At 59.3% G+C, this 20,722-nt stretch carries 15 protein-coding genes; 6 read left to right on the plus strand and 9 right to left on the minus strand.

Annotated features, from left to right (window positions below; genetic code table 11):
• Positions 1 to 56: 56 nt before the first annotated feature.
• A complete protein-coding gene (locus ACZYSM_RS10115) occupies positions 57 to 1,046 on the minus strand; it encodes an alpha/beta fold hydrolase (RefSeq protein ID WP_489071288.1) in 990 nt (329 codons plus the stop codon).
• A gap of 93 nt (positions 1,047 to 1,139) precedes the next feature.
• Positions 1,140 to 3,515: a phosphoenolpyruvate synthase gene (gene ppsA, locus ACZYSM_RS10120; RefSeq protein ID WP_489071290.1), complete on the minus strand. Its 2,376-nt coding sequence runs from the start codon at positions 3,513 to 3,515 to the stop codon at positions 1,140 to 1,142.
• Between the two features lie 176 nt (positions 3,516 to 3,691).
• Here ppsA and ppsR point away from each other — a divergent pair, with 176 nt between their 5' ends.
• Entirely contained in the window at positions 3,692 to 4,510 is an 819-nt protein-coding gene (ppsR, locus tag ACZYSM_RS10125; RefSeq protein WP_489071292.1) for a posphoenolpyruvate synthetase regulatory kinase/phosphorylase PpsR, read from the plus strand.
• A gap of 138 nt (positions 4,511 to 4,648) precedes the next feature.
• Here the strand turns inward: ppsR and ACZYSM_RS10130 are convergent, their stop codons facing one another.
• Positions 4,649 to 6,052 (minus strand): aminotransferase-like domain-containing protein, encoded by a 1,404-nt coding sequence (locus ACZYSM_RS10130; protein ID WP_489071294.1) that lies wholly within the window; start codon positions 6,050 to 6,052, stop codon positions 4,649 to 4,651.
• 144 nt (positions 6,053 to 6,196) lie between these two features.
• Here ACZYSM_RS10130 and ACZYSM_RS10135 point away from each other — a divergent pair, with 144 nt between their 5' ends.
• Complete coding sequence (locus tag ACZYSM_RS10135; protein ID WP_489071456.1) at positions 6,197 to 7,072, plus strand: DMT family transporter; 876 nt, start codon at positions 6,197 to 6,199, stop codon at positions 7,070 to 7,072.
• Positions 7,073 to 7,084: 12 nt separating this feature from the next.
• Here ACZYSM_RS10135 and prpD read toward each other — a convergent pair whose 3' ends face one another.
• The 6 genes from prpD to ACZYSM_RS10165 all read right to left on the minus strand — a co-directional run bounded on the left by prpD (position 7,085) and on the right by ACZYSM_RS10165 (position 15,785).
• The gene (gene prpD, locus ACZYSM_RS10140) at positions 7,085 to 8,569 is read right to left on the minus strand and encodes a 2-methylcitrate dehydratase (protein WP_489071296.1); all 1,485 of its coding nucleotides are present in this window, start codon (positions 8,567 to 8,569) and stop codon (positions 7,085 to 7,087) included.
• A 218-nt stretch (positions 8,570 to 8,787) separates the two neighbouring features.
• Positions 8,788 to 9,978, minus strand: a complete 1,191-nt coding sequence (gene prpF / locus ACZYSM_RS10145; RefSeq protein WP_489071298.1) for a 2-methylaconitate cis-trans isomerase PrpF — start codon at positions 9,976 to 9,978, stop codon at positions 8,788 to 8,790.
• A gap of 60 nt (positions 9,979 to 10,038) precedes the next feature.
• Positions 10,039 to 12,633: a Fe/S-dependent 2-methylisocitrate dehydratase AcnD gene (acnD, locus tag ACZYSM_RS10150; protein WP_489071300.1), complete on the minus strand. Its 2,595-nt coding sequence runs from the start codon at positions 12,631 to 12,633 to the stop codon at positions 10,039 to 10,041.
• A gap of 185 nt (positions 12,634 to 12,818) precedes the next feature.
• Complete coding sequence (prpC, locus tag ACZYSM_RS10155; RefSeq protein ID WP_489071302.1) at positions 12,819 to 13,946, minus strand: bifunctional 2-methylcitrate synthase/citrate synthase; 1,128 nt, start codon at positions 13,944 to 13,946, stop codon at positions 12,819 to 12,821.
• A gap of 229 nt (positions 13,947 to 14,175) precedes the next feature.
• Positions 14,176 to 15,066, minus strand: a complete 891-nt coding sequence (prpB, locus tag ACZYSM_RS10160) for a methylisocitrate lyase (protein WP_489071304.1) — start codon at positions 15,064 to 15,066, stop codon at positions 14,176 to 14,178.
• Positions 15,063 to 15,785 (minus strand): GntR family transcriptional regulator, encoded by a 723-nt coding sequence (locus ACZYSM_RS10165; protein WP_489071306.1) that lies wholly within the window; start codon positions 15,783 to 15,785, stop codon positions 15,063 to 15,065. Before ACZYSM_RS10165 ends, prpB begins: the two co-directional genes overlap by 4 nt.
• Before the next feature lie 283 nt (positions 15,786 to 16,068).
• On the opposite strand from ACZYSM_RS10165, the gene rloA reads away from it, so the two are divergent.
• The 4 genes from rloA (at position 16,069) to pabB (ending at position 20,617) form a co-directional block, all read left to right on the plus strand.
• A complete protein-coding gene (rloA, locus tag ACZYSM_RS10170; RefSeq protein ID WP_489071308.1) occupies positions 16,069 to 16,605 on the plus strand; it encodes a retropepsin-like aspartic peptidase RloA in 537 nt (178 codons plus the stop codon).
• 5 nt (positions 16,606 to 16,610) lie between these two features.
• The gene (gene rloB, locus ACZYSM_RS10175; protein WP_489071310.1) at positions 16,611 to 18,143 is read left to right on the plus strand and encodes an osmotic stress tolerance membrane protein RloB; all 1,533 of its coding nucleotides are present in this window, start codon (positions 16,611 to 16,613) and stop codon (positions 18,141 to 18,143) included.
• Entirely contained in the window at positions 18,143 to 19,171 is a 1,029-nt protein-coding gene (locus tag ACZYSM_RS10180; RefSeq protein ID WP_489071312.1) for an alpha-L-glutamate ligase-like protein, read from the plus strand. Before rloB ends, ACZYSM_RS10180 begins: the two co-directional genes overlap by 1 nt.
• Positions 19,172 to 19,273: 102 nt before the next feature.
• Entirely contained in the window at positions 19,274 to 20,617 is a 1,344-nt protein-coding gene (pabB, locus tag ACZYSM_RS10185) for an aminodeoxychorismate synthase component I (protein WP_489071457.1), read from the plus strand.
• Positions 20,618 to 20,722 lie beyond the last annotated feature (105 nt).

Consider the following 20,722-nt stretch of genomic DNA (forward strand, 5'->3'; position numbering starts at 1 on the left):
GTCATATCTTAGCCGTTAGTCGAGCAGAGCGAAATGCCCTTGTTAGAGCGGCTGGCTCAGACTGCAGCGGCCAGATTCGACTCTTGAGTCAGTAACGGTGTTCCCTGATCTTTCAACCAGCGCTCCACCAGCGGCCAGACTTGCGCCTGGGCACTTTTGCTGACCAGCATCTCCACATGGCCGAAATTGTCGCTAAAACCCTGCTCACGGCCCAGACAAATGAACTGCCGCTGTTCTGAGCCAAATTGATCGAAGAGTTTGCGGCACGCCCATGTCGGGTCTTGATGATCACCCTCCGCACTCACCGCCAGCACTGGCACCTGAACCTGCGCCAGCCCCGACCACCAATCTTTATCAGCATCACCAAAACGGCCGAACAGACCGTACCAACGCATACCTTCCAGGGCCAGGCCAATCGGCTCGTCCTCGGGGCCACGCTTGAGCCGGGAACCCGATATCTGAGCAAAGCGCTTCAAAATGAAACGTCCACTCCACTCCACTGGCGGGATTTTCAAAGGCCAGTAAGTCCGGCTGACCTGGCTACCGAAAAACGCTGCAGACGCAACGGCAGGCGAGCCCAGATACTCGCCGCCCAACGCCGCCGCCAGAGTGATGCCGCCCAGTGAATGGCCCAACCAATGGGGAATCTGGCCACTTTGCTCACGAACGAACGCGGCAATCGCCGGCAGATCGTAGCGGGCATAGTCGGCAACGCGATTCTTGCGGTAGTTCTGATTGCGCTGGGACAAACCGTGACCACGCATCTCAGGAATCCACACATCAAAACCGGCCCGCGCCAGATAAGCGCCCAGCCCCAGACCTTTGGGTGAATACCAGAAACGCCGATTGGAAAAACTGCCGTGAAGCAACACGACCGGAACGCCGCGGACCTCAGGCCCATCGGCCATGCCCAGCCGGGTGACGGCCAGTTCAACGGTGCCGTCGGGGCTGTTACCCGGCTTCAAGCGATAGACGTCCTCGCTCAGATCGCCACGACGCTCGGCGCTGATCAAGGCGACAGGAAATAGATTGCTGCTGCTTTGCATAATGCTCTTGCACAAAAAAGGGCGGCATCCATGGAGCCCGCCCTACTTCTACCCTAAAAGGGCCGATCATTGATCGGCCCTTCACTCAACGACTCAGACCGCAGCCTGACCTTCAGCCAGGAAGAACCAGGTTTCCAGTACGGAATCGGGGTTCAATGAAACGCTTTCGATACCCTGCTCCATCAGCCACTTGGCCAGATCCGGGTGGTCGGAAGGACCCTGACCGCAAATACCGATGTATTTGCCAGCCTTGTTGCACGCCTGAATAGCATTGGCCAACAGCTTTTTGACCGCCGGATTACGCTCGTCGAACAGGTGGGCGATGATCCCGGAGTCCCGGTCCAGGCCCAGCGTCAACTGGGTCAGATCGTTCGAGCCGATGGAGAAGCCGTCGAAGAACTCAAGGAACTCTTCGGCCAGAATGGCGTTGGACGGCAGTTCGCACATCATGATGATGCGCAGGCCATTTTCGCCCCGCGCCAGACCGTTCTCTGCCAACAGGTCGATGACCTGGCTCGCTTCGCCCAGGGTACGGACGAACGGCACCATGATTTCGACGTTGGTCAGGCCCATCTCGTTGCGCACACGCTTGAGAGCGCGGCATTCGAGTTCGAAGCAGTCACGGAACGATTCGCTGATGTAACGCGAAGCGCCACGAAAACCCAGCATCGGGTTTTCTTCTTCCGGCTCGTAGAGCCTGCCGCCGATCAGGTTGGCGTATTCATTGGACTTGAAGTCCGACAGGCGCACGATGACCTTTTTCGGCCAGAACGCAGCGGCCAGGGTACTGATGCCTTCGACCAGCTTCTCGACATAGAAACCGACCGGATCGTCGTAGCCGGCGATGCGCTTGTCGACGCTGTCCTTGATGTCCTGCGGCAGCCCGGCGTAGTTCAGCAGCGCCTTAGGGTGCACGCCGATCATGCGGTTGATGATGAATTCCAGACGGGCCAGGCCCACACCGGCGTTCGGCAACTGCGCGAAATCGAAGGCACGGTCCGGGTTACCGACGTTCATCATGATCTTGAACGGCAGATCAGGCATGGCGTCGACGGAGTTCTTCTTGATATCGAAGCCCAGTTCGCCTTCGAAGATGAAACCAGTGTCGCCTTCAGCGCAGGACACGGTAACGCCCTGTCCGTCTTTCAACAGTTGGGTGGCGTTGCCGCAACCCACTACGGCCGGGATGCCCAACTCACGAGCGATGATCGCCGCGTGACAAGTACGTCCGCCACGGTTGGTGACGATGGCGCTGGCGCGCTTCATGACCGGTTCCCAGTCCGGGTCGGTCATGTCGGAAACAAGAACGTCGCCCGGCTGAACCTTGTCCATCTCGGAAACGTCTTTGATGATCCGCACCTTGCCGGCGCCGATGCGCTGACCGATGGCGCGACCTTCTACCAGCACAGTGCCGGTTTCTTTGAGCAGGTAGCGCTCCATGACGTTGGCGGAGGTACGGCTTTTCACGGTTTCAGGACGGGCCTGAACGATGTACAGCTTGCCATCGTCGCCATCTTTGGCCCACTCGATGTCCATCGGGCACTTGTAGTGCTTCTCGATGATCATCGCCTGCTTGGCCAGCTCGCTGACTTCAGCATCGCTGAGGCAGAAACGTGCGCGATCAGCCTTGTCGACATCGATGGTCTTGACCGACTTGCCGGCTTTGGCTTCATCGCCGTAGATCATCTTGATGGCTTTGCTGCCCAGGTTGCGGCGCAAAATGGCCGGGCGACCGGCTGCCAGCGTGTGCTTGTGAACGTAGAATTCGTCGGGGTTTACCGCGCCTTGTACGACGGTTTCACCCAGGCCGTAGGCGCCGGTGATGAACACCACGTCACGGAAACCCGATTCGGTGTCGAGGGTGAACATCACGCCGGCAGTGCCGGTTTCCGAACGCACCATGCGCTGCACACCGGCAGACAAGGCAACCAGTTTGTGGTCGAAACCCTGGTGTACGCGGTAGGAAATCGCACGGTCATTGAACAGCGAAGCGAACACTTCCTTGGCGGCACGAATGACGTTCTCGACGCCACGGATGTTCAGGAAGGTTTCCTGCTGGCCGGCGAAGGAAGCGTCCGGCAAGTCTTCAGCAGTGGCCGAAGAGCGCACGGCCACGGCCATGTCAGGGTTGCCGGCCGACAGCGCGGCGAACGCGGTGCGGATCTCGGCGTTGAGTTTCTCGGGGAATTCGGCGCCCATGATCCATTGACGGATTTGCGCGCCGGTTTTGGCCAGGGCATTCACGTCATCGATGTCCAGCGCATCGAGGGCGGCGTGGATCTGATTGTTCAGACCACTTAGTTCAAGGAAATCACGGTAAGCCTGAGCCGTTGTAGCAAAGCCACCAGGAACCGATACACCGGCACCTGCAAGGTTACTGATCATCTCGCCCAGGGATGCGTTCTTGCCCCCCACATGCTCTACATCATGGACGCCGAGCTTATCGAGGGAAACTACGTACTCTACCAAGGTGATCTCTCCACTAACTGTGTTGGAAAAGCTCAGGACACTGGCTGCTCGAAGGGAGCGTTTGCCAGCGATATGGCCTGGACCTGGAAAATAAGTGAGAATGCGGGCCATTCGAGGCCGACAAATCGCGCCTATCATATCCAAGAATCGTCACTAGCTTAAGGCCCAAGGCGCAAATGAAACGATCTGCTTTCTTTATCTCCGACGGCACGGGCATTACAGCCGAAACTCTCGGCCAAAGCCTGTTGGCGCAGTTCGAAAATATTACCTTCAGCAAAGTCATACGACCGTACATCGACAACGTGGACAAAGCGCGGGCCATGGTACAACAAATCAACATAGCCGCCGAAAAGGACGGATTTCGTCCGATCATCTTCGACACGATCGTCAACCAGGATATTCGTGAGATCCTCGCAACCTCCAATGGTTTCATGATCGATATTTTCTCGACTTTCCTCGCGCCACTGGAGCAAGAGTTGAGCGAGCATTCGTCGTATTCGGTCGGCAAGTCCCATTCCATTGGTCACAACTCCAACTATATGGAGCGTATCGAGGCGGTGAACTTCGCCCTCGACAACGACGACGGTGCCCGAACGCACTATTACGACAAGGCCGATCTGATCCTGGTGGGTGTCTCGCGCTGCGGCAAGACCCCGACCTGCCTGTACATGGCCATGCAATTCGGCATCCGCGCGGCCAACTACCCACTGACCGAAGACGACATGGAGCGCCTGCAACTGCCCACAGCCCTGCGCGCCCATCAGAACAAGCTGTTCGGCCTGACCATCGACCCGGACCGCCTCACCGCGATCCGTAATGAGCGCAAGCCCAACAGCCGCTATTCGAGCTATGCCCAGTGCGAATTCGAAGTGCGGGAAGTGGAGAATCTGTTCCGCCGCGAAAACATCGCGCACATCAACTCCACTCATTTTTCGGTGGAAGAAATTTCGGCGAAGATTCTGGTGGAGAAAGGCGTGGAGCGGCGGTTCAAGTAATTGTTGTATCGCCTGTCAGACCGCTATCGCGAGCAAGGACTGGGCGTCCCCCCTGCTCCTACAGGATGAATGCGATCCATGTAGGAGCAGGGGGGACGCCCAGTCCTTGCCCGCGATGAACGATGACGCGGTGGTACTTTAAGCGCGTAAAGCCGTCGCCAGTGCCTCGAAGCCTTCGCGCAGCAATTGATCATCATCCGAAGTGTTGCAAACACTCGCCCGAATGAATTGCGGCACGGCGGCATGCCCCACCGCAAAGGCCTCAGCAGTGGCTATCAGATAATTATTACGCTTGAGCTCAGCCTCGATTTCCGAAGCACGCCAAGGCTCGGGGACTTCGATCCAGAAATGCGGGCTGTTGGGCTGGGTTTTGTATTCAAGCCCCGTCAATAACCCTGTAACCAGCGCCTTGCGTCGACTGATTTCTGCAACCTGCTGCCATAACAGCTGCTCTGCGATGCCATTCTCGATCCATGATGTGGCCAACTCCAGGGTCAGCGGGGTGGCCATCCAACAGGTTGATCGCACCGCCGCAGACAGCCGACTGACCAGCGCCTGGGGCACATGCAGGTAACCTACCCGTAAACCTGCAGCCACCGCCTTGCTCAAGCTGCTGATCAGGATCGTGCGTTCCGGGGCGAAATAGCTGAGCGGTAGCGGGCGATCCTCTACCAGTACTGCATGGGCCTCGTCTTCCAGAATCAGCAGATTGTGCTCGCGGCAGACCTTGGCTATGGCCTCCCGTCGCGGGACCGACAGCACCGCCGTTGTAGGATTCTGGATCGTTGGCGTGCAGTACAGCGCCGACACCCGATGGATCCGACAGACCTCATCCAGGGCGGACGGCAACAGCCCTTCGTCATCCATCGCAACACCGATCAACTTTATGCCCAGCATGCGCGCGACGGTGATCAGCCCCGGATAGGTCAGTTGCTCGGTCACCAGGGTATCGCCCGCTTTAAGCAGCGCCATCAACGTACACAACAAGCCATGCTGGCCGCCATTGACGCAAATAACCTGCTCAGGATCCGGCGCAAAATCCTTGTGCGCCATCCAGCGCGCGCCCGCCGAGCGATACCGAAGCAACCCCACGTCTGCGGTATAGCCGCTAATGCCCTGCAAAACATTTCGATTGCCGGCCAGAGCCTGAAGACTCTGCGCCATAAAGACGGTCTCCTGCCCAGGGATATGCATGTTACGACTCATGTCGAAACGTTGACGAGGTTCATCGCTGACGTTGCGAAAACCTTGGTCGCGCTGGCGCTCCATACCGCGCTGACGAACGTAGGTGCCGTCACCGACCCGTGCAACCACCAACCCCAAGCGCTCAAGCTCACCGTAGGCACGACTGATGGTGCCAATGGTGACGCCCAGGCTGTCCGACAGCAGGCGATGGGGAGGCAGCTTGCAACCGGGTTCTATCGCCCCCTCCTGTATGCCCTTTTCGATGGCCTCGGCCAGGCGTTTGTACTTTGCACCCAGCCCGCCGGAGAGCCCGCCACGCATGATTGACACCATGGCAATACTTACTTTGACAGCCATCATCTTCCCTAATAGCGTGCTTTAACAGGTTCACTTACCGGATGAAGACTTTCAATATAGAGGTCAATTCCGGATCACGGAAGGAATGTCAGGATGTCCGCCACCAGCGCTATCGAAACCACCGAAACAGTCCAAAAGCAGTGGCTGACAGGTCTGGTCACCAGCCTCCTGTTCCTCATCGTTTGCCTGAGTTGGGGCACTACCTGGCTGGGCATCAAGATCGCCGTTGAAAGCGTGCCGCCACTGACCTCCGCGGGCCTGCGTTTTCTGATCGCCTTCCCGTTGTTTCTGAGTTTTGCCTTGCTGCGACGCGAACCGGTGTTGTTTCCCAGAGAGAGTCGCTGGTTTTTCGTATTCGTCACGCTGTCCTACTTCAGCGTGCCGTACTACCTGCTCAACTACGGCGAACTGCACGTTTCCTCTGGCCTGACGGCGCTGCTGTTCAGTTGCATGCCGGTATTCATCCTGATTTTTTCCGCGCTGTTTCTGCGTGAAAGAATCTACTTCTCGCAGGTGGTCGGCATCGCCATCGGCTTTGCCAGCTTGTACATGATTATCCGCAGCCAGGGCTTGCATCTGGATCACGCAGAGCTCTTTGGTGTGCTGGCGATTCTCGCGGCCGCCGTGCTGCATGCGCTGTGCTACGTGATCACCAAGAAAAAAGGCAGCGCCATCAGCGTCATTACCTACAACACCCTGCCCATCGGTATTGCCGGATTGATGCTGTTCGTGGCCGGATTGTGGTTCGAGGCGCCGGTATTTAATGCGATTACCCTGCGCTCGTGGAGCGCCCTGCTCTACCTGGGCCTGGTGGCGTCAGTCGGCGGATTCATCGTCTACTTCATGCTGCTCAAGCGACTCAGCCCGATCATCCTGTCTTTCGTGTTCATTATTTTCCCGGTGTTCGCCGTGATCATCGGTGCCTGGTACGAAGGCCAGGCGATTTCCCGGGAGCTGATGATGTACTCCGCGATCCTGTTGGCCGGCTTCGCCATTACCAAGCTGCCGGTGAAAAGGTAGGAACGATCAGCGTCAGATCACGAACAAGTCGACGAACCGGTGGACCGGCGTCGCTTCAAGCTTCGCCTGATCCTTGCACAGGGCAAAGATTTCAGCGGTGCGCTGAGCGGTGAACCGGGTTGCCAGGTTGGCCTTGAACTTGTCCTCCAGCAGCGGGATACCATCGGTGCGCCGACGACGGTGGCCGATCGGGTACTCAACCACCACCTGCTCGGTGCTCGATCCGTCCTTGAAAAACACTTGCAAGGCGTTGGCGATGGAACGCTTGTCGGCTTCCAGGTACTCGCGGGTGTAACGCGGGTCTTCGACGATGACCATCTTCTCGCGCAGTTCGTCGATGACTGGATGGGCGGCGTGGAAGTCGTCTTCGTAATGCTCGGCCACCAGATTGCCGAAGGCCAGCGGCACGGCAGTCATGTACTGAATACAGTGGTCGCGGTCAGCGGCGTTGGCCAGGTTGCCGACTTTGGAGATGATGCGGATCGCCGACTCGTGAGTGGTGATGACGATCTTATCGATGTCGTGCAGACGATCCTTGACCTGAGCGTGCAGGGTCACGGCGGCTTCACAGGCGGTTTGCGCGTGGAACTCGGCCGGGAAGCTGATTTTGAACAGCACGTTTTCCATCACGTAGGTGCCGAATTTCTGCGAGAAGCAGAATTGGCGCTTGTTTTCAGGCTTGAGCGCCAAATCCTTATTGGTGTGGCTGAACAGCACGTCGTAAAAGCCCCACTGCTTTGCTGTCAGCACGCCCGGAATGCCCATTTCACCACGCATGGCGATGTCTGCCAGACGCACGCCACGGCTGGACGCATCGCCCGCCGCCCAGGATTTACGCGAACCGGCGTTCGGCGCGTGACGATAGGTGCGCAGCGCCTGACCATCGGCGAATGCGTGGGACAGCGCGGACAACAGTTGCTCACGGTTGGCGCCCATCAGTTTCGCGGTGACGGCGGTGGACGCGACTTTCACCAGAATCACGTGGTCCAGGCCGACGCGGTTGAAGGAGTTTTCCAGCGCGATCACACCCTGGATCTCGTGGGCCATGACCATCGCGTCCAGCACAGCGCGAACAGTCAACGGCGCATCACCATTGGCCACGCGCTTCTGCGACAAATGATCAGCTACCGCGAGGATGCCACCGAGGTTGTCGGACGGATGGCCCCACTCGGCGGCCAGCCAGGTGTCGTTGTAATCGAGCCAGCGAACGATACAGCCGATGTCCCAGGCAGCCTTGACCGGATCGAGGCGAAAAGGGGTGCCCGGTACGCGGGCGCCGAACGGAACCACAGTGCCTTCGACGATGGGCCCCAGGTGCTTGGTGCACTCAGGAAAACGCAGCGCCAGCAGGCCGCAACCAAGGGTGTCCATCAGACAGTTGCGGGCGGTGTCCAGGGCTTCTTTGGACCCTATCTTGAAGTTCAGGACGTAGTCGGCAATGTCCTGCAGGACAGTGTCGTAGTCAGGGCGGTTGTTCAGGTCGACGTTAGCGCTCATCTTTGATTCCCTCGGTTAAGTGCGGGAACAATTGTCTTGGTCTTCTGAGAGAACGGGGCGCCGCCATCGCGAGCAAGCCCGCTCCCACACTGGATCGGTGCCCTGCACACAATTGTGCTCACACCGAAAATCTAATGTGGGAGCGGGCTTGCTCGCGATGCAGGCGCCGCGGTGTGCCAGGCGCACCGCCTTATCATTCACCGGAGAGCAAGCCAGCCTTAGAAAGCATCACCCGGCACGCGCACCCAACCTTCCATCAGCACCCGGGCGCTGCGGCTCATGATGGCTTTTTTCACTGTCCATTCACCGTTGACCTGGCTGGCTTCAGCGCCCACCCGCAGGGTGCCCGAGGGGTGGCCGAAGCGCACCGCGTTGCGCGCAGTGCCGCCGGCCGCGAGGTTCACCAGTGTGCCCGGAATCGCCGCAGCGGTGCCGATGGCCACGGCGGCCGTGCCCATCATGGCATGGTGCAGCTTGCCCATGGACAGTGCGCGTACGAGCAGGTCTACGTCACCCGCGCAAATCGATTTGCCGCTGGAGGCGAGGTAATCGGCTGGTCTGGCGACGAAGGCGACCTTGGGCGTGTGTTGACGCTTGGCGGCTTCATCGATGTGCTGAATCAGGCCCATGCGAAGGGCGCCGTGTGCGCGAATAGTTTCGAACATCGCCAGCGCCTTGGGGTCGCCGTTGATGTCGCCCTGCAACTCGGTGCCGGTGTAGCCGATGTCCTGGGCATTGACGAAGATGGTCGGAATACCGGCATTGATCATCGTCACATTGAGCGTGCCAAGGCCTGGCACCTCCAGATCATCAACCAGGTTGCCGGTTGGGAACATCGAGCCGCCCGCGCCCTCTTCTTCAGCGGCCGGGTCCATGAATTCGAGCTGGACTTCGGCGGCAGGAAAGGTAACGCCGTCGAGCTCGAAGTCACCGGTTTCCTGCACGGCGCCGTCAGTGATGGGCACGTGGGCGATGATGGTCTTGCCGATGTTGGCCTGCCAGATGCGCACGATGGCTACGCCGTTGCGCGGAATGCGGCCAGTGTCCACCAGGCCACTGCTGATGGCGAATGCGCCGACCGCAGCGGAGAGGTTGCCGCAGTTGCCGCTCCAGTCAACGAAGGGCTTGTCGATGGAGACCTGACCGAACAGGTAATCGACGTCGTGGTCCGCCTTTGTGCTTTTGGACAGGATGACCGTTTTGCTGGTGCTCGAGGTCGCCGCGCCCATGCCGTCGATCTGCTTGTCGTAAGGGTCGGGACTGCCGATCACCCGCAGCAACAGTGCATCGCGGGCCGCGCCTGGGACCTGAGCGGATTCGGGAAGGTCTTGCAGGCTGAAGAACACGCCTTTGCTGGTGCCGCCTCGCATGTAGGTGGCGGGAATCTTGATTTGCGGTACGTGGGCCATGGGAATGTTTTTCCTTATAAGCTGCGGCGGGACGTTGGCATCCCGCCGCCGCATATCGCGTTAGACAGCAACAGCCGATTCGAGGAAGTCCTGGGCGAAACGCTGCAGTACACCACCGGCCTCGTAGATCGACACCTCTTCGGCGGTATCGAGACGGCAGGTGACCGGCACTTCGACACGCTCGCCGTTCTTGCGGTTGATCACCAAGGTCAGCGTGCTACGCGGAATACGCTCGCCGATTACGTCGAAGGTTTCACTGCCATCGATGCCCAGGGTCTTGCGATCAGTGCCCGCTTTGAACTCCAGCGGCAGCACGCCCATGCCCACCAGGTTGGTGCGGTGGATGCGTTCGAAGCCTTCGGCGGCAATGGCTTCGACACCGGCCAGGCGCACGCCCTTGGCAGCCCAGTCACGGGAGGAACCCTGACCGTAGTCAGCACCGGCGATGATGATCAGCGGCTGCTTGCGCTCCATGTAAGTCTCGATGGCTTCCCACATGCGCATGACTTTGCCTTCTGGCTCGACGCGGGCCAGCGAACCCTGTTTGACCTTGCCGTTTTCCTGGACCATTTCGTTGAACAGTTTCGGGTTGGCGAAAGTGGCGCGCTGCGCGGTCAAGTGGTCGCCGCGGTGGGTAGCGTAAGAGTTGAAGTCCACCTCTGGCAGGCCCATTTTGGCAAGGTATTCACCGGCCGCGCTGTCGAGCATGATGGCGTTCGACGGCGACAAGTGGTCGGTGGTGATGTTATCCGGCAGCACGGCCAGAGGGCGCATGCCCTTGAGCGGACGAGCGCCAGCCAGTGCGCCTTCCCAGTACGGCGGACGGCGGATATAGGTACTCATCTCGCGCCAGTCGTACAGCGGTTTGACCTTGGGACCGGTGTCTTCCTGGATGGCGAACATCGGGATGTAGACCTGGCGGAACTGCTCCGGTTTCACCGAGGCCTTGACCACCGCGTCGATCTCTTCGTCGCATGGCCAGATGTCCTTCAGACGAATTTCCTTGCCTTCGGCATCCAGGCCCAGCACATCCTTCTCGATATCGAAGCGGATGGTCCCGGCAATGGCGTAGGCCACTACCAGTGGCGGCGATGCGAGGAACGCTTGCTTGGCGTACGGGTGGATTCGACCGTCGAAGTTGCGGTTGCCCGACAGCACAGCAGTGGCGTACAGGTCGCGGTCGATGATTTCTTGCTGGATCACCGGATCCAGCGCGCCGGACATGCCGTTGCAGGTGGTGCAGGCGAAGGCCACGATGCCGAAACCGAGTTGCTCCAGTTCGCTGGTCAGGCCGGCTTCGTCCAGGTACAGCGCCACGGTTTTCGAACCCGGCGCCAGGGACGACTTGACCCACGGCTTGCGGGTCAGCCCCAGCTTGTTGGCATTGCGCGCCAGCAGGCCGGCGGCGATGACGTTGCGCGGGTTGCTGGTGTTGGTGCAACTGGTGATGGCAGCGATGATCACCGCACCGTCCGGCATCTGACCGGGAACGTCGTCCCACTGGCCAGAGATACCTTGAGCCGCGAGTTCCGAAGTAGCTACACGGGCGTGGGGATTGCTCGGGCCCGCCATGTTGCGCACCACCGAAGACAGATCAAAGCGCAGCCCACGCTCGTATTGCGCGCCCGTCAGGCTTTCGGCCCAGAGGCCGGTCTGTTTGGCGTAACTCTCGACCAGTTTCACCTGCTCGTCTTCACGGCCAGTGAGCTTGAGGTAGTCGATGGTCTGCTGGTCGATATAGAACATCGCCGCGGTGGCACCGTATTCCGGAGCCATGTTGGAGATGGTCGCGCGATCGCCCAGGGTCAGGGCCGAGGCACCTTCACCGAAAAACTCCAGCCAAGCCCCGACCACCTTTTGCTGGCGCAGGAACTCGGTCAGTGCCAGCACCATGTCAGTGGCGGTGATGCCCGGCTGCAACTTGCCGGTGAGTTCGACACCGACGATTTCCGGCAGGCGCATCCAGGAAGCGCGGCCGAGCATGACGCTTTCTGCTTCAAGGCCACCGACACCGATGGCGATCACCCCAAGGGCATCGACGTGCGGGGTATGACTGTCGGTGCCCACGCAGGTATCGGGGAAGGCCACGCCATCACGCACCTGGATCACCGGAGACATTTTCTCCAGGTTGATCTGGTGCATGATCCCGTTGCCCGGTGGGATCACATCGACGTTCTTGAAGGCTTTTTTGGTCCAGTTGATGAAGTGGAAGCGGTCTTCGTTGCGACGGTCTTCGATGGCGCGGTTCTTTTCGAACGCCTCAGGATCGAAGCCGCCAGACTCAACGGCCAGGGAGTGGTCGACGATCAGTTGGGTCGGCACCACCGGGTTCACTTGCGCAGGATCACCACCTTGCAGCGCGATGGCGTCACGCAGGCCGGCGAGGTCGACCAGCGCGGTCTGGCCGAGAATATCGTGGCACACCACGCGAGCCGGGAACCAGGGGAAGTCGAGATCGCGCTTGCGCTCGATCAGCTGTTTCAGGGAGTCGGTCAGGGTGGCCGGGTCGCAACGGCGCACCAGGTTTTCGGCCAGCACACGGGAGGTATAAGGCAGTGTGTCGTAGGCACCGGGCTTGATCCCATCGACCGCCGCACGGACGTCGAAGTAATCCAGATGGCTGCCAGGCAGCGGTTTGCGGAATTCAGTGTTCATCGTCAGGACTCGATCACGGTAGGTTCAAAGGGGGGTGCCTGGCACCGGTAAACCGCACCTCTGTAGGAGCCGAGCTTGCTCGCGATAGCGGTATAACTGTCGACATCAATGTTGAATGTCAGTCCGTTATCGCGAGCAAGCTCGGCTCCTACAGGGTTCTCGGTTTCAGTGCCGGCTCCCACCGGTCAGCGTTGTTCGATTGGCACGAACTTGCGCTGTTCGACGCCGACGTACTCGGCGCTCGGGCGAATGATGCGGTTGTTGGCACGCTGCTCGAACACATGTGCAGCCCAGCCGGTCAGGCGTGAGCAGACAAAAATCGGCGTGAACAGTTTGGTCGGAATGCCCATGAAGTGGTACGTCGAGGCATGGTAGAAGTCGGCGTTCGGGAACAATTTCTTCTGTTCCCACATGGTCTTGTCGATGGCTTCGGAGACCGGGAACAGGACCTTGTCACCCACTTCGTCGGCGAGCTTCTTCGACCAGCCCTTGATCACTTCGTTACGCGGATCGTTGTCTTTGTAGATCGCGTGGCCGAAGCCCATGATCTTGTCTTTACGCTCAAGCATGCCGAGGGTGCCTTTGATGGCCTCCTCCGGAGACTTGAAGCGCTGAATCATTTCCATCGCCGCTTCGTTGGCACCGCCGTGCAGCGGGCCGCGCAGGGTACCGATGGCTGCCGTCACGCACGAGAACATGTCCGACAAGGTCGAAGCACACACCCGGGCGGCGAAGGTCGAGGCGTTGAATTCGTGTTCCGCGTAGAGGATCAGCGAAACGTCCATCACCTTGCGGTGCAGTTCGCTCGGCTTTTTGCCGTGCAGCAGGTGCAGGAAGTGCCCGCCGATGGATTCTTCATCGGTGACGCAGTTGATCCGCATGCCTTCATGGCTGAAGCGATACCAGTAGCACATGATCGCCGGGAACGCGCCCAGCATGCGGTCAGTAACGTCGTGTTGCTGGGAGAAGTCTTTCTCTGGCTCGATGTTTCCCAGGAACGAAGCGCCAGTGCGCATCACGTCCATCGGATGGGCCTGGGCAGGAATGCGCTCAAGCACTTCCTTCAAGGCTTGCGGCAGGTCACGCAGTTTGCTCAGTTTGCCCATGTAGGCGGCCAGTTGCTCTTTGTTCGGCAGATCGCCGTACAGCAGCAGGTAAGCCACTTCTTCAAAACGCGCGTCGGCGGCCAGTTCGCGAACGTCATAACCGCGATAGGTCAGCCCGGCGCCCTCCTGCCCAACGGTGGACAGTGCGGTTTGCCCGGCAACCTGGCCCCGTAGCCCGGCGCCACTCAGTACTTTTGCTTCGGCCATTGCTGTCTCCAATCTTGAATTTGTTAGGGAATCGGCACGCTTCTAAACGGCTATCTCACTTTCGTAGCAGCTGTCGAGCCTGCGAGGCTGCGTCCGGTTTGGGCGGCATTCCGACGCAGCAGTCGTAAACCCCGACGACGCGGTTCATCTGGAAAACTGCGTCGTCTGACTGGCGAGTCCTTCGGCCTCGAACGCAGCCTCGCGGGCTCGGCAGCTGCTACGGGTCCTACTATTTCTTCGACGCAAACAACGCATCAAGCTTCTGCTCGAACACGTGGTAATCGATGGCGTCGTACAGTTCCATGCGGGTTTGCATGGTATCGATCACATTCTGCTGCGTACCGTCGCGGCGGATGGCGGTGTAGACGTTTTCTGCCGCTTTGTTCATGGCGCGGAACGCCGACAGCGGGTACAGCACCAGCGAAACATCGGCAGCTCTCAGTTGCTCGACGGTGTACAGCGGCGTCGCGCCGAACTCGGTGATGTTGGCCAGGATCGGCGCCTTCACGCGACTGGCGAACAGTTTGTACATTTCAAGCTCAGTGATGGCTTCCGGGAAGACCATGTCGGCGCCGGCCTCAATACAGGCTGCGGCGCGATCGAGCGCCGACTCCAGACCTTCCACCGCTAGCGCATCGGTACGCGCCATGATCACAAAGCTGTCATCGGTACGGGCATCGACGGCGGCCTTGATGCGGTCGACCATTTCCTGCTGGGAAACGATTTCCTTGTTGGGGCGGTGACCGCAGCGCTTGGCGCCGACCTGGTCTTCGATGTGAATCGCCGCCGCGCCGAACTTGATCATCGACTTGACGGTACGCGCCACGTTGAACGCCGAGGAACCGAAACCGGTGTCCACGTCCACCAGCAGCGGCAGGTCGCAAACATCAGTGATCCGGCGTACGTCGGTCAACACGTCATCCAGACCGGTAATGCCCAGGTCCGGCACGCCGAGAGAGCCGGCAGCCACCCCGCCACCGGACAGGTAGATCGCCTTGAAACCGGCGCGCTTGGCCAGCAACGCGTGGTTGGCGTTGATCGCGCCGACCACTTGCAACGGTTGTTCACTGGCGACCGCATCGCGGAAACGCTGACCTGGAGTGCTTTTGTTGAAACTCATGACTCACCTCGTGGAGTGGCTGTCTGATTGGCGCTGTCCTGGTAATGACGCGCGATATTACGTTTGGAAGCGCCGATGTGACGGCGCATCAACAACTCGGCCAGTTCGCCGTCGCGATCAGCAATCGCGTCGAGAATCCGGTGATGTTCAGCGAACGCCTGACGTGGGCGGTTAGGCGTAGCGGAAAACTGTATGCGGTACATGCGCACCAACTGGTACAACTCACCGCAAAGCATCTGAGTCAGGGTGCGATTGCCGCTGCCCTGAATGATTCGGTAGTGAAAGTCGAAATCGCCTTCCTGCTGGTAATAGCCGACGCCAGCCTGGAATGCCGCGTCGCGCTCATGGGTCTCGAGTACCCGACGCAGCTCGTCGATTTCTTCGACGCTCATCCGCTCAGCGGCCAAACGACAGGCCATGCCTTCCAGGGATTCGCGAATTTCATAGAGCTCGATCAGCTCGGCGTGGCTCAGAGATACCACCCGTGCACCGACATGGGGGATGCGCACCAGCAGCCGCTGGCCTTCCAGACGATGGATCGCCTCGCGCAATGGTCCGCGGCTGATGCCGTAGGTTCGCGCCAGTTCCGGCTCGGAAATCTTGCTGCCCGGGGCGATATCTCCCTTGACGATGGCCGCCTGGATACGCCGAAAGACGTTCTCGGAAAGTGTTTCCGAATCGTCCTGCACTGTCACTGGGGGATCGAGTTGATCCAGCATATTGTCGACACCTTGAAAGCTAATGCGACAAAAACTAGCGAATTAAGCGCATTCAGTCAAAGGAAAAATATGCATTGTCGACAATCATCTAATAACCATCTGCACCATAACGACGCAAACCCCTCTGTTTATAGCCGCCCTCGAGCGCTGGCGCCATAAGACCAGCATGCTAGAATGCCGCCCGCATTTGCCTGTCATCTTTTTATGGTAGGCATACGAGGGGGTTTGCGCAGCAATGCCAGTCGCCTCGAATTGAAGATCGCACTGCGACGCCCCAGGATTTATGAGACTCAAGCCCGTCCCCACATTGCTTTGCCTACTCTGCCTGCCCGGCGTGAGTGCCGCCGCCGAGAAGACCGTATACGGCCTGAATGAATACGCTGCGCTTGCCGGGATCGATCTGGAAGTCGCAGCCAAACTCGACACCGGCGCCAAAACCGCCTCCCTCAGTGCTCGCGACATCAAGCGCTTCAAACGCAATGGCGAGTCCTGGGTGCGTTTCTATCTGGCTATCGACGCCGCACATTCACACCCGATTGAACGTCCACTGGCGCGAGTCAGCAAGATCAAGCGCCGCGCCGGCGATTACGACCCTTATGAAGACAAGAACTACACCGCCCGCCCGGTAATTGCTTTGGATATCTGCATGGGCAGCGCTTTACGCAGCATTGAAGTGAACTTGACCGACCGAAGTGCATTCCAATACCCGCTTTTGATCGGATCCGAAGCACTGAAACGCTTTGATGCGCTGGTCGACCCCAGCCTTAAATACGCTGCTGGCAAACCTGCCTGCGCCACCGACGCTCATACCGCAGAGTAATTCCAATGCGTGCTCTTACCCTCCATCTGAAAATCCTGATCGCCATCCTGGTGGCGTTGGGTATTTCAGTCACGGCCTATCAGATTTTCGTGCTCGGTATTCCCGTGACCGAAGACGCCACCGACGACTTGTGGAACATTGACGCCAAGGTCCAGTTCGTCGCCAATGCCAAAGATCCGATCAAGATCCAGATGTTCGTACCGCCACTGAGCCGCGACTACGTCAGCCTCAATGAAAGTTTTATCTCCAATAACTACGGCGTGGCCGTCAACCGCGTCGACGGTAACCGCAAGGTCACCTGGTCCGCACGCCGTGCCAAGGGCAATCAGACTCTTTATTACCGCCTGGTGCTGACCAAGCGTTACAGCAGTGAAAAACCCAAGATCAAAGGCCCGACCTTCCGTGACAGCATTGGCGTCGAAGGCCCGGAGAAACTCGCCGCCGAGGCCCTGCTCGCGCCGATTCGCCAGCACTCGGCGGATGTCGAAACGTTCATCGGCGAAGCCATCAAACGCGTCAATAACCTCAACGACGACAACGTCAAACTGCTGCTGGGCGGCGATCCGTCGACGCCGCACAAGGCAAAAATCGTCGAACTGTTGCTGTCCATCGCCCATGTGCCAGTGGAAAAGGTCCATACCATTCGTCTGGTGGCGGATCAGCAACAAACCCCGGAACTGTGGCTGCGCAGCTTCAACGGTAACGACTGGCTGTACTTCAACCCGGACACCGGCGAACAGGGCCTGCCCACCGACCGCCTGTTGTGGTGGACCGGAGATGACAACCTGATCACCGTCGATGGCGGCAAGAAAGCCACCGTTACCTTCAGCATGAACAACAGCGAAATGAACGCCATTCGCCTGGCTAAGCTGACCGACGAGAACTCTAACGCTAACGTCCTCGATTACTCGTTGTACGGGCTGCCGCTGCAAACCCAGCAGACGTTCATGATCATGGTGATGATTCCGATCGGCGTGCTGGTGATCCTGATCCTGCGCAACCTGATCGGTCTGCAGACCCTCGGCACATTCACCCCGGTACTGATCGCCCTGGCCTTTCGCGAGACGCAGTTGGGCTTCGGCATTGTGCTGTTCACCGTCATTACCGCGCTGGGCTTGTCGCTGCGCTCCTACCTTGAACACTTGAAGCTGCAAATGCTGCCAAGGTTATCGGTGGTATTGACCTTCGTGGTGGTACTGATCGCCGCCATCAGCCTCTTCAGCCACAAGCTGGGCCTGGAGCGTGGGCTGTCGGTCGCGCTGTTCCCGATGGTGATTCTGACCATGACCATCGAACGCCTGTCGATCACCTGGGAAGAACGCGGTGCCGGGAATGCGCTGAAAGTCGCGATCGGCACACTGTTCGCCGCTTCCCTGGCACACGTGATCATGAGCGTGCCGGAACTGATCTACTTCGTGTTCACCTTCCCGGCGATTCTGTTGATTATGGTGGGCTTCATGCTGGCCATGGGTCGCTATCGCGGCTACCGCCTGACCGAGCTGGTGCGGTTCAAAGCCTTCCTCAAGGCTGACTCGTAATGTTCGGTCTCTGGAAGACCTGGAAAGCCCTGGAAGCCCGGGGCGTCATGGGAATCAATCGGCGTAACGCGGACTACGTGCTCAAGTACAACAAGCGCAGCCTGTACCCGATTGTCGATGACAAGATCATCACCAAGGAACGTGCGATCAAGGCCGGCATTCACGTACCCGAAATGTACGGAGTGATCTCCACCGAAAAGGAGATCGACAAGCTCGATGAGATCATCGGCGGGCGCAAAGACTTCGTCATCAAGCCGGCCCAGGGAGCCGGTGGTGACGGCATCCTGGTCATCGTCGACCGCTTCGAGGGCCGCTATCGCACGGTGTCCGGGAAGATCATCAGCCATGAAGAAATCGAACATCAGATTTCCAGCATCCTGACCGGCCTGTATTCCCTGGGCGGTCACCGTGACCGGGCGCTGATCGAATACCGCGTAACACCGGACCAGATCTTCAAAAGCATCAGCTACGAAGGTGTGCCGGATATCCGCGTCATTGTGCTGATGGGTTACCCGGTAATGGCCATGTTGCGCTTGCCAACCCGTCAATCGAGCGGCAAGGCCAACCTGCACCAGGGCGCCATCGGTGTCGGCGTCGACATGGCCACCGGCCTGACTCTGCGCGGTACCTGGTTGAACAGCATCATCACCAAACACCCCGACACCACCAACGCGGTGGACGGCGTGCAGTTGCCCAACTGGGACGGCTTCATGAAGCTGGCGGCCGGTTGCTATGAACTCTGCGGACTAGGCTATATCGGCGTCGACATGGTGCTCGACCAGGAAAAAGGCCCGCTGATTCTCGAACTCAACGCCCGCCCTGGCCTGAACATCCAGATTGCCAACGATTGCGGTCTGACCCTGCGCACCCATGCCGTGGAAGCCCGCCTGGAAGAACTGAAGGCCAAAGGCATCACCGAAACCGCTGAAGAGCGTGTGAAATTCGCTCAAGAGTTATTTGGGCATATTCCAGTGGTTGAAGAGCTCAGCAAGCACGCCTCACGCAAGGTCAGGGAATACACCCCGTGACGCTCTGCGTCACAGGCGATCAATCCTCGACATCCCCTCTAGGAGCAAATCCTGCAGGGGACTACAATCGCCAGCCGCGCACCGATGACTGATCTGCCCCGCATGTTGACCTGCTCCGTACACCCGCTCCCTTATCGCGCCAACCCTGCCGAGTATTTCGCGGCGATTCGTCATGCCCCAGGCGCCGTGCTGCTCGACAGCGGTCGCCCGAGCGCCGAACGCGGACGCTATGACCTGCTCAGCGCCTGGCCGCTTGATCAGCTCGCGGTTTTGCCGAATGAAAGCGGCAGTGGTTTTCTTCAACGCCTGCGCAGCAGTCTTGGCCAACTGGGTCACGCAAACCTGCCAGAGTCTTATGAACTACCGTTCGCCGGCGGTCTGATCGGCTACCTCAGCTATGACTTCGGCCGCCATCTGGAAACACTGCCGAGCCATGCCCGCGACGATCTGCAGCTACCCGATGCGCGGCTGGGCCTGTACAACTGGGCGCTGATCAGCGATCACCTGCTGAGCACCAGCCAACTGGTGTTTCACCCAAGCCTGGCCAATGCGGAGCGTCAGCGGCTGATCGAGTTGTTCAGCCAGCCTGCGAGCTCGATACCCGGCCCGTTCAAACTGAACGGCGAGATGAGCCCTGACCTCAGCCCCGGCGACTATCAGCAAGCCTTTGTGCGCATCCAGCAGTACATCCAGGCCGGTGACTGTTATCAGGTCAACTTTGCCCAACGCTTCCGCGCGCAATGCCAGGGCGACCCATGGACGGCATATTGCGCGCTACGGGCGGCTTGCCCGACACCTTTCTCCGGCTATCAAAGCCTGCCCGACGGCGGCGCGGTGCTGAGCCTGTCGCCAGAGCGCTTCGTGAAAGTCAGTGACGGCCACGTGGAAACCCGTCCGATCAAAGGCACCCGACCACGTGGCAAAGACGCTGCCGAGGACGCGGCCAACGCCACCGAACTGCTGGCCAGCGCCAAAGATCGCGCGGAAAACCTGATGATCGTCGACCTGCTGCGCAACGATCTGGGCCGCACCTGCCGCATCGGCTCGGTGCGGGTGCCGGAGTTGTTCAGTCTGGAAAGCTACCCGAACGTGCACCACCTGGTCAGCAGCGTCACTGGCGAGTTGGCGGACGATAAAGATGCCCTGGACCTGATCGCCGGCAGCTTCCCCGGTGGCTCGATCACCGGCGCACCGAAAATCCGGGCAATGCAAATCATTGATGAGCTTGAGCCAACGCGGCGCGGGCTGTATTGCGGCTCGTTGCTGTATCTGGATGTACGCGGGGAAATGGACAGCTCCATCGCCATCCGCAGCTTGCTGGTCAAAGATGGGCAGGTCTGCTGCTGGGGCGGTGGCGGGATCGTCGCGGACTCGGACTGGCAGGCCGAATATCAGGAATCCATCACCAAAGTGAAGGTGTTGCTGGAAACCCTACAAAATCTGTAGGAGCTCGCGTAGCCTGCGATTTTTTGATCTTGGGCTTCCCGCTAGACTGGGTCGCCTGATTTAAAAGATCGTCCGAACGCGGCCCGAACCTACGGCAGCTCCTAC

The organism is Pseudomonas sp. F220, from assembly GCF_057813935.1.

What these genes read in the sequence shown, in the direction of transcription:
- prpD (WP_489071296.1), bottom strand. Translation starts at nt 8,569, where the DNA reads ATGAGCGCTAACGTCGACCTGAACAACCGCCCTGACTACGACACTGTC.
- pabB (WP_489071457.1), top strand. Translation starts at nt 19,274, where the DNA reads ATGTTGACCTGCTCCGTACACCCGCTCCCTTATCGCGCCAACCCTGCC.
- ppsR (WP_489071292.1), top strand. Translation starts at nt 3,692, where the DNA reads ATGAAACGATCTGCTTTCTTTATCTCCGACGGCACGGGCATTACAGCC.
- ACZYSM_RS10165 (WP_489071306.1), bottom strand. Translation starts at nt 15,785, where the DNA reads ATGCTGGATCAACTCGATCCCCCAGTGACAGTGCAGGACGATTCGGAA.
- prpB (WP_489071304.1), bottom strand. Translation starts at nt 15,066, where the DNA reads ATGAGTTTCAACAAAAGCACTCCAGGTCAGCGTTTCCGCGATGCGGTC.
- prpF (WP_489071298.1), bottom strand. Translation starts at nt 9,978, where the DNA reads ATGGCCCACGTACCGCAAATCAAGATTCCCGCCACCTACATGCGAGGC.
- ACZYSM_RS10130 (WP_489071294.1), bottom strand. Translation starts at nt 6,052, where the DNA reads ATGGCTGTCAAAGTAAGTATTGCCATGGTGTCAATCATGCGTGGCGGG.
- acnD (WP_489071300.1), bottom strand. Translation starts at nt 12,633, where the DNA reads ATGAACACTGAATTCCGCAAACCGCTGCCTGGCAGCCATCTGGATTAC.
- prpC (WP_489071302.1), bottom strand. Translation starts at nt 13,946, where the DNA reads ATGGCCGAAGCAAAAGTACTGAGTGGCGCCGGGCTACGGGGCCAGGTT.
- ACZYSM_RS10180 (WP_489071312.1), top strand. Translation starts at nt 18,143, where the DNA reads ATGTTCGGTCTCTGGAAGACCTGGAAAGCCCTGGAAGCCCGGGGCGTC.
- rloA (WP_489071308.1), top strand. Translation starts at nt 16,069, where the DNA reads ATGAGACTCAAGCCCGTCCCCACATTGCTTTGCCTACTCTGCCTGCCC.
- rloB (WP_489071310.1), top strand. Translation starts at nt 16,611, where the DNA reads ATGCGTGCTCTTACCCTCCATCTGAAAATCCTGATCGCCATCCTGGTG.
- ACZYSM_RS10115 (WP_489071288.1), bottom strand. Translation starts at nt 1,046, where the DNA reads ATGCAAAGCAGCAGCAATCTATTTCCTGTCGCCTTGATCAGCGCCGAG.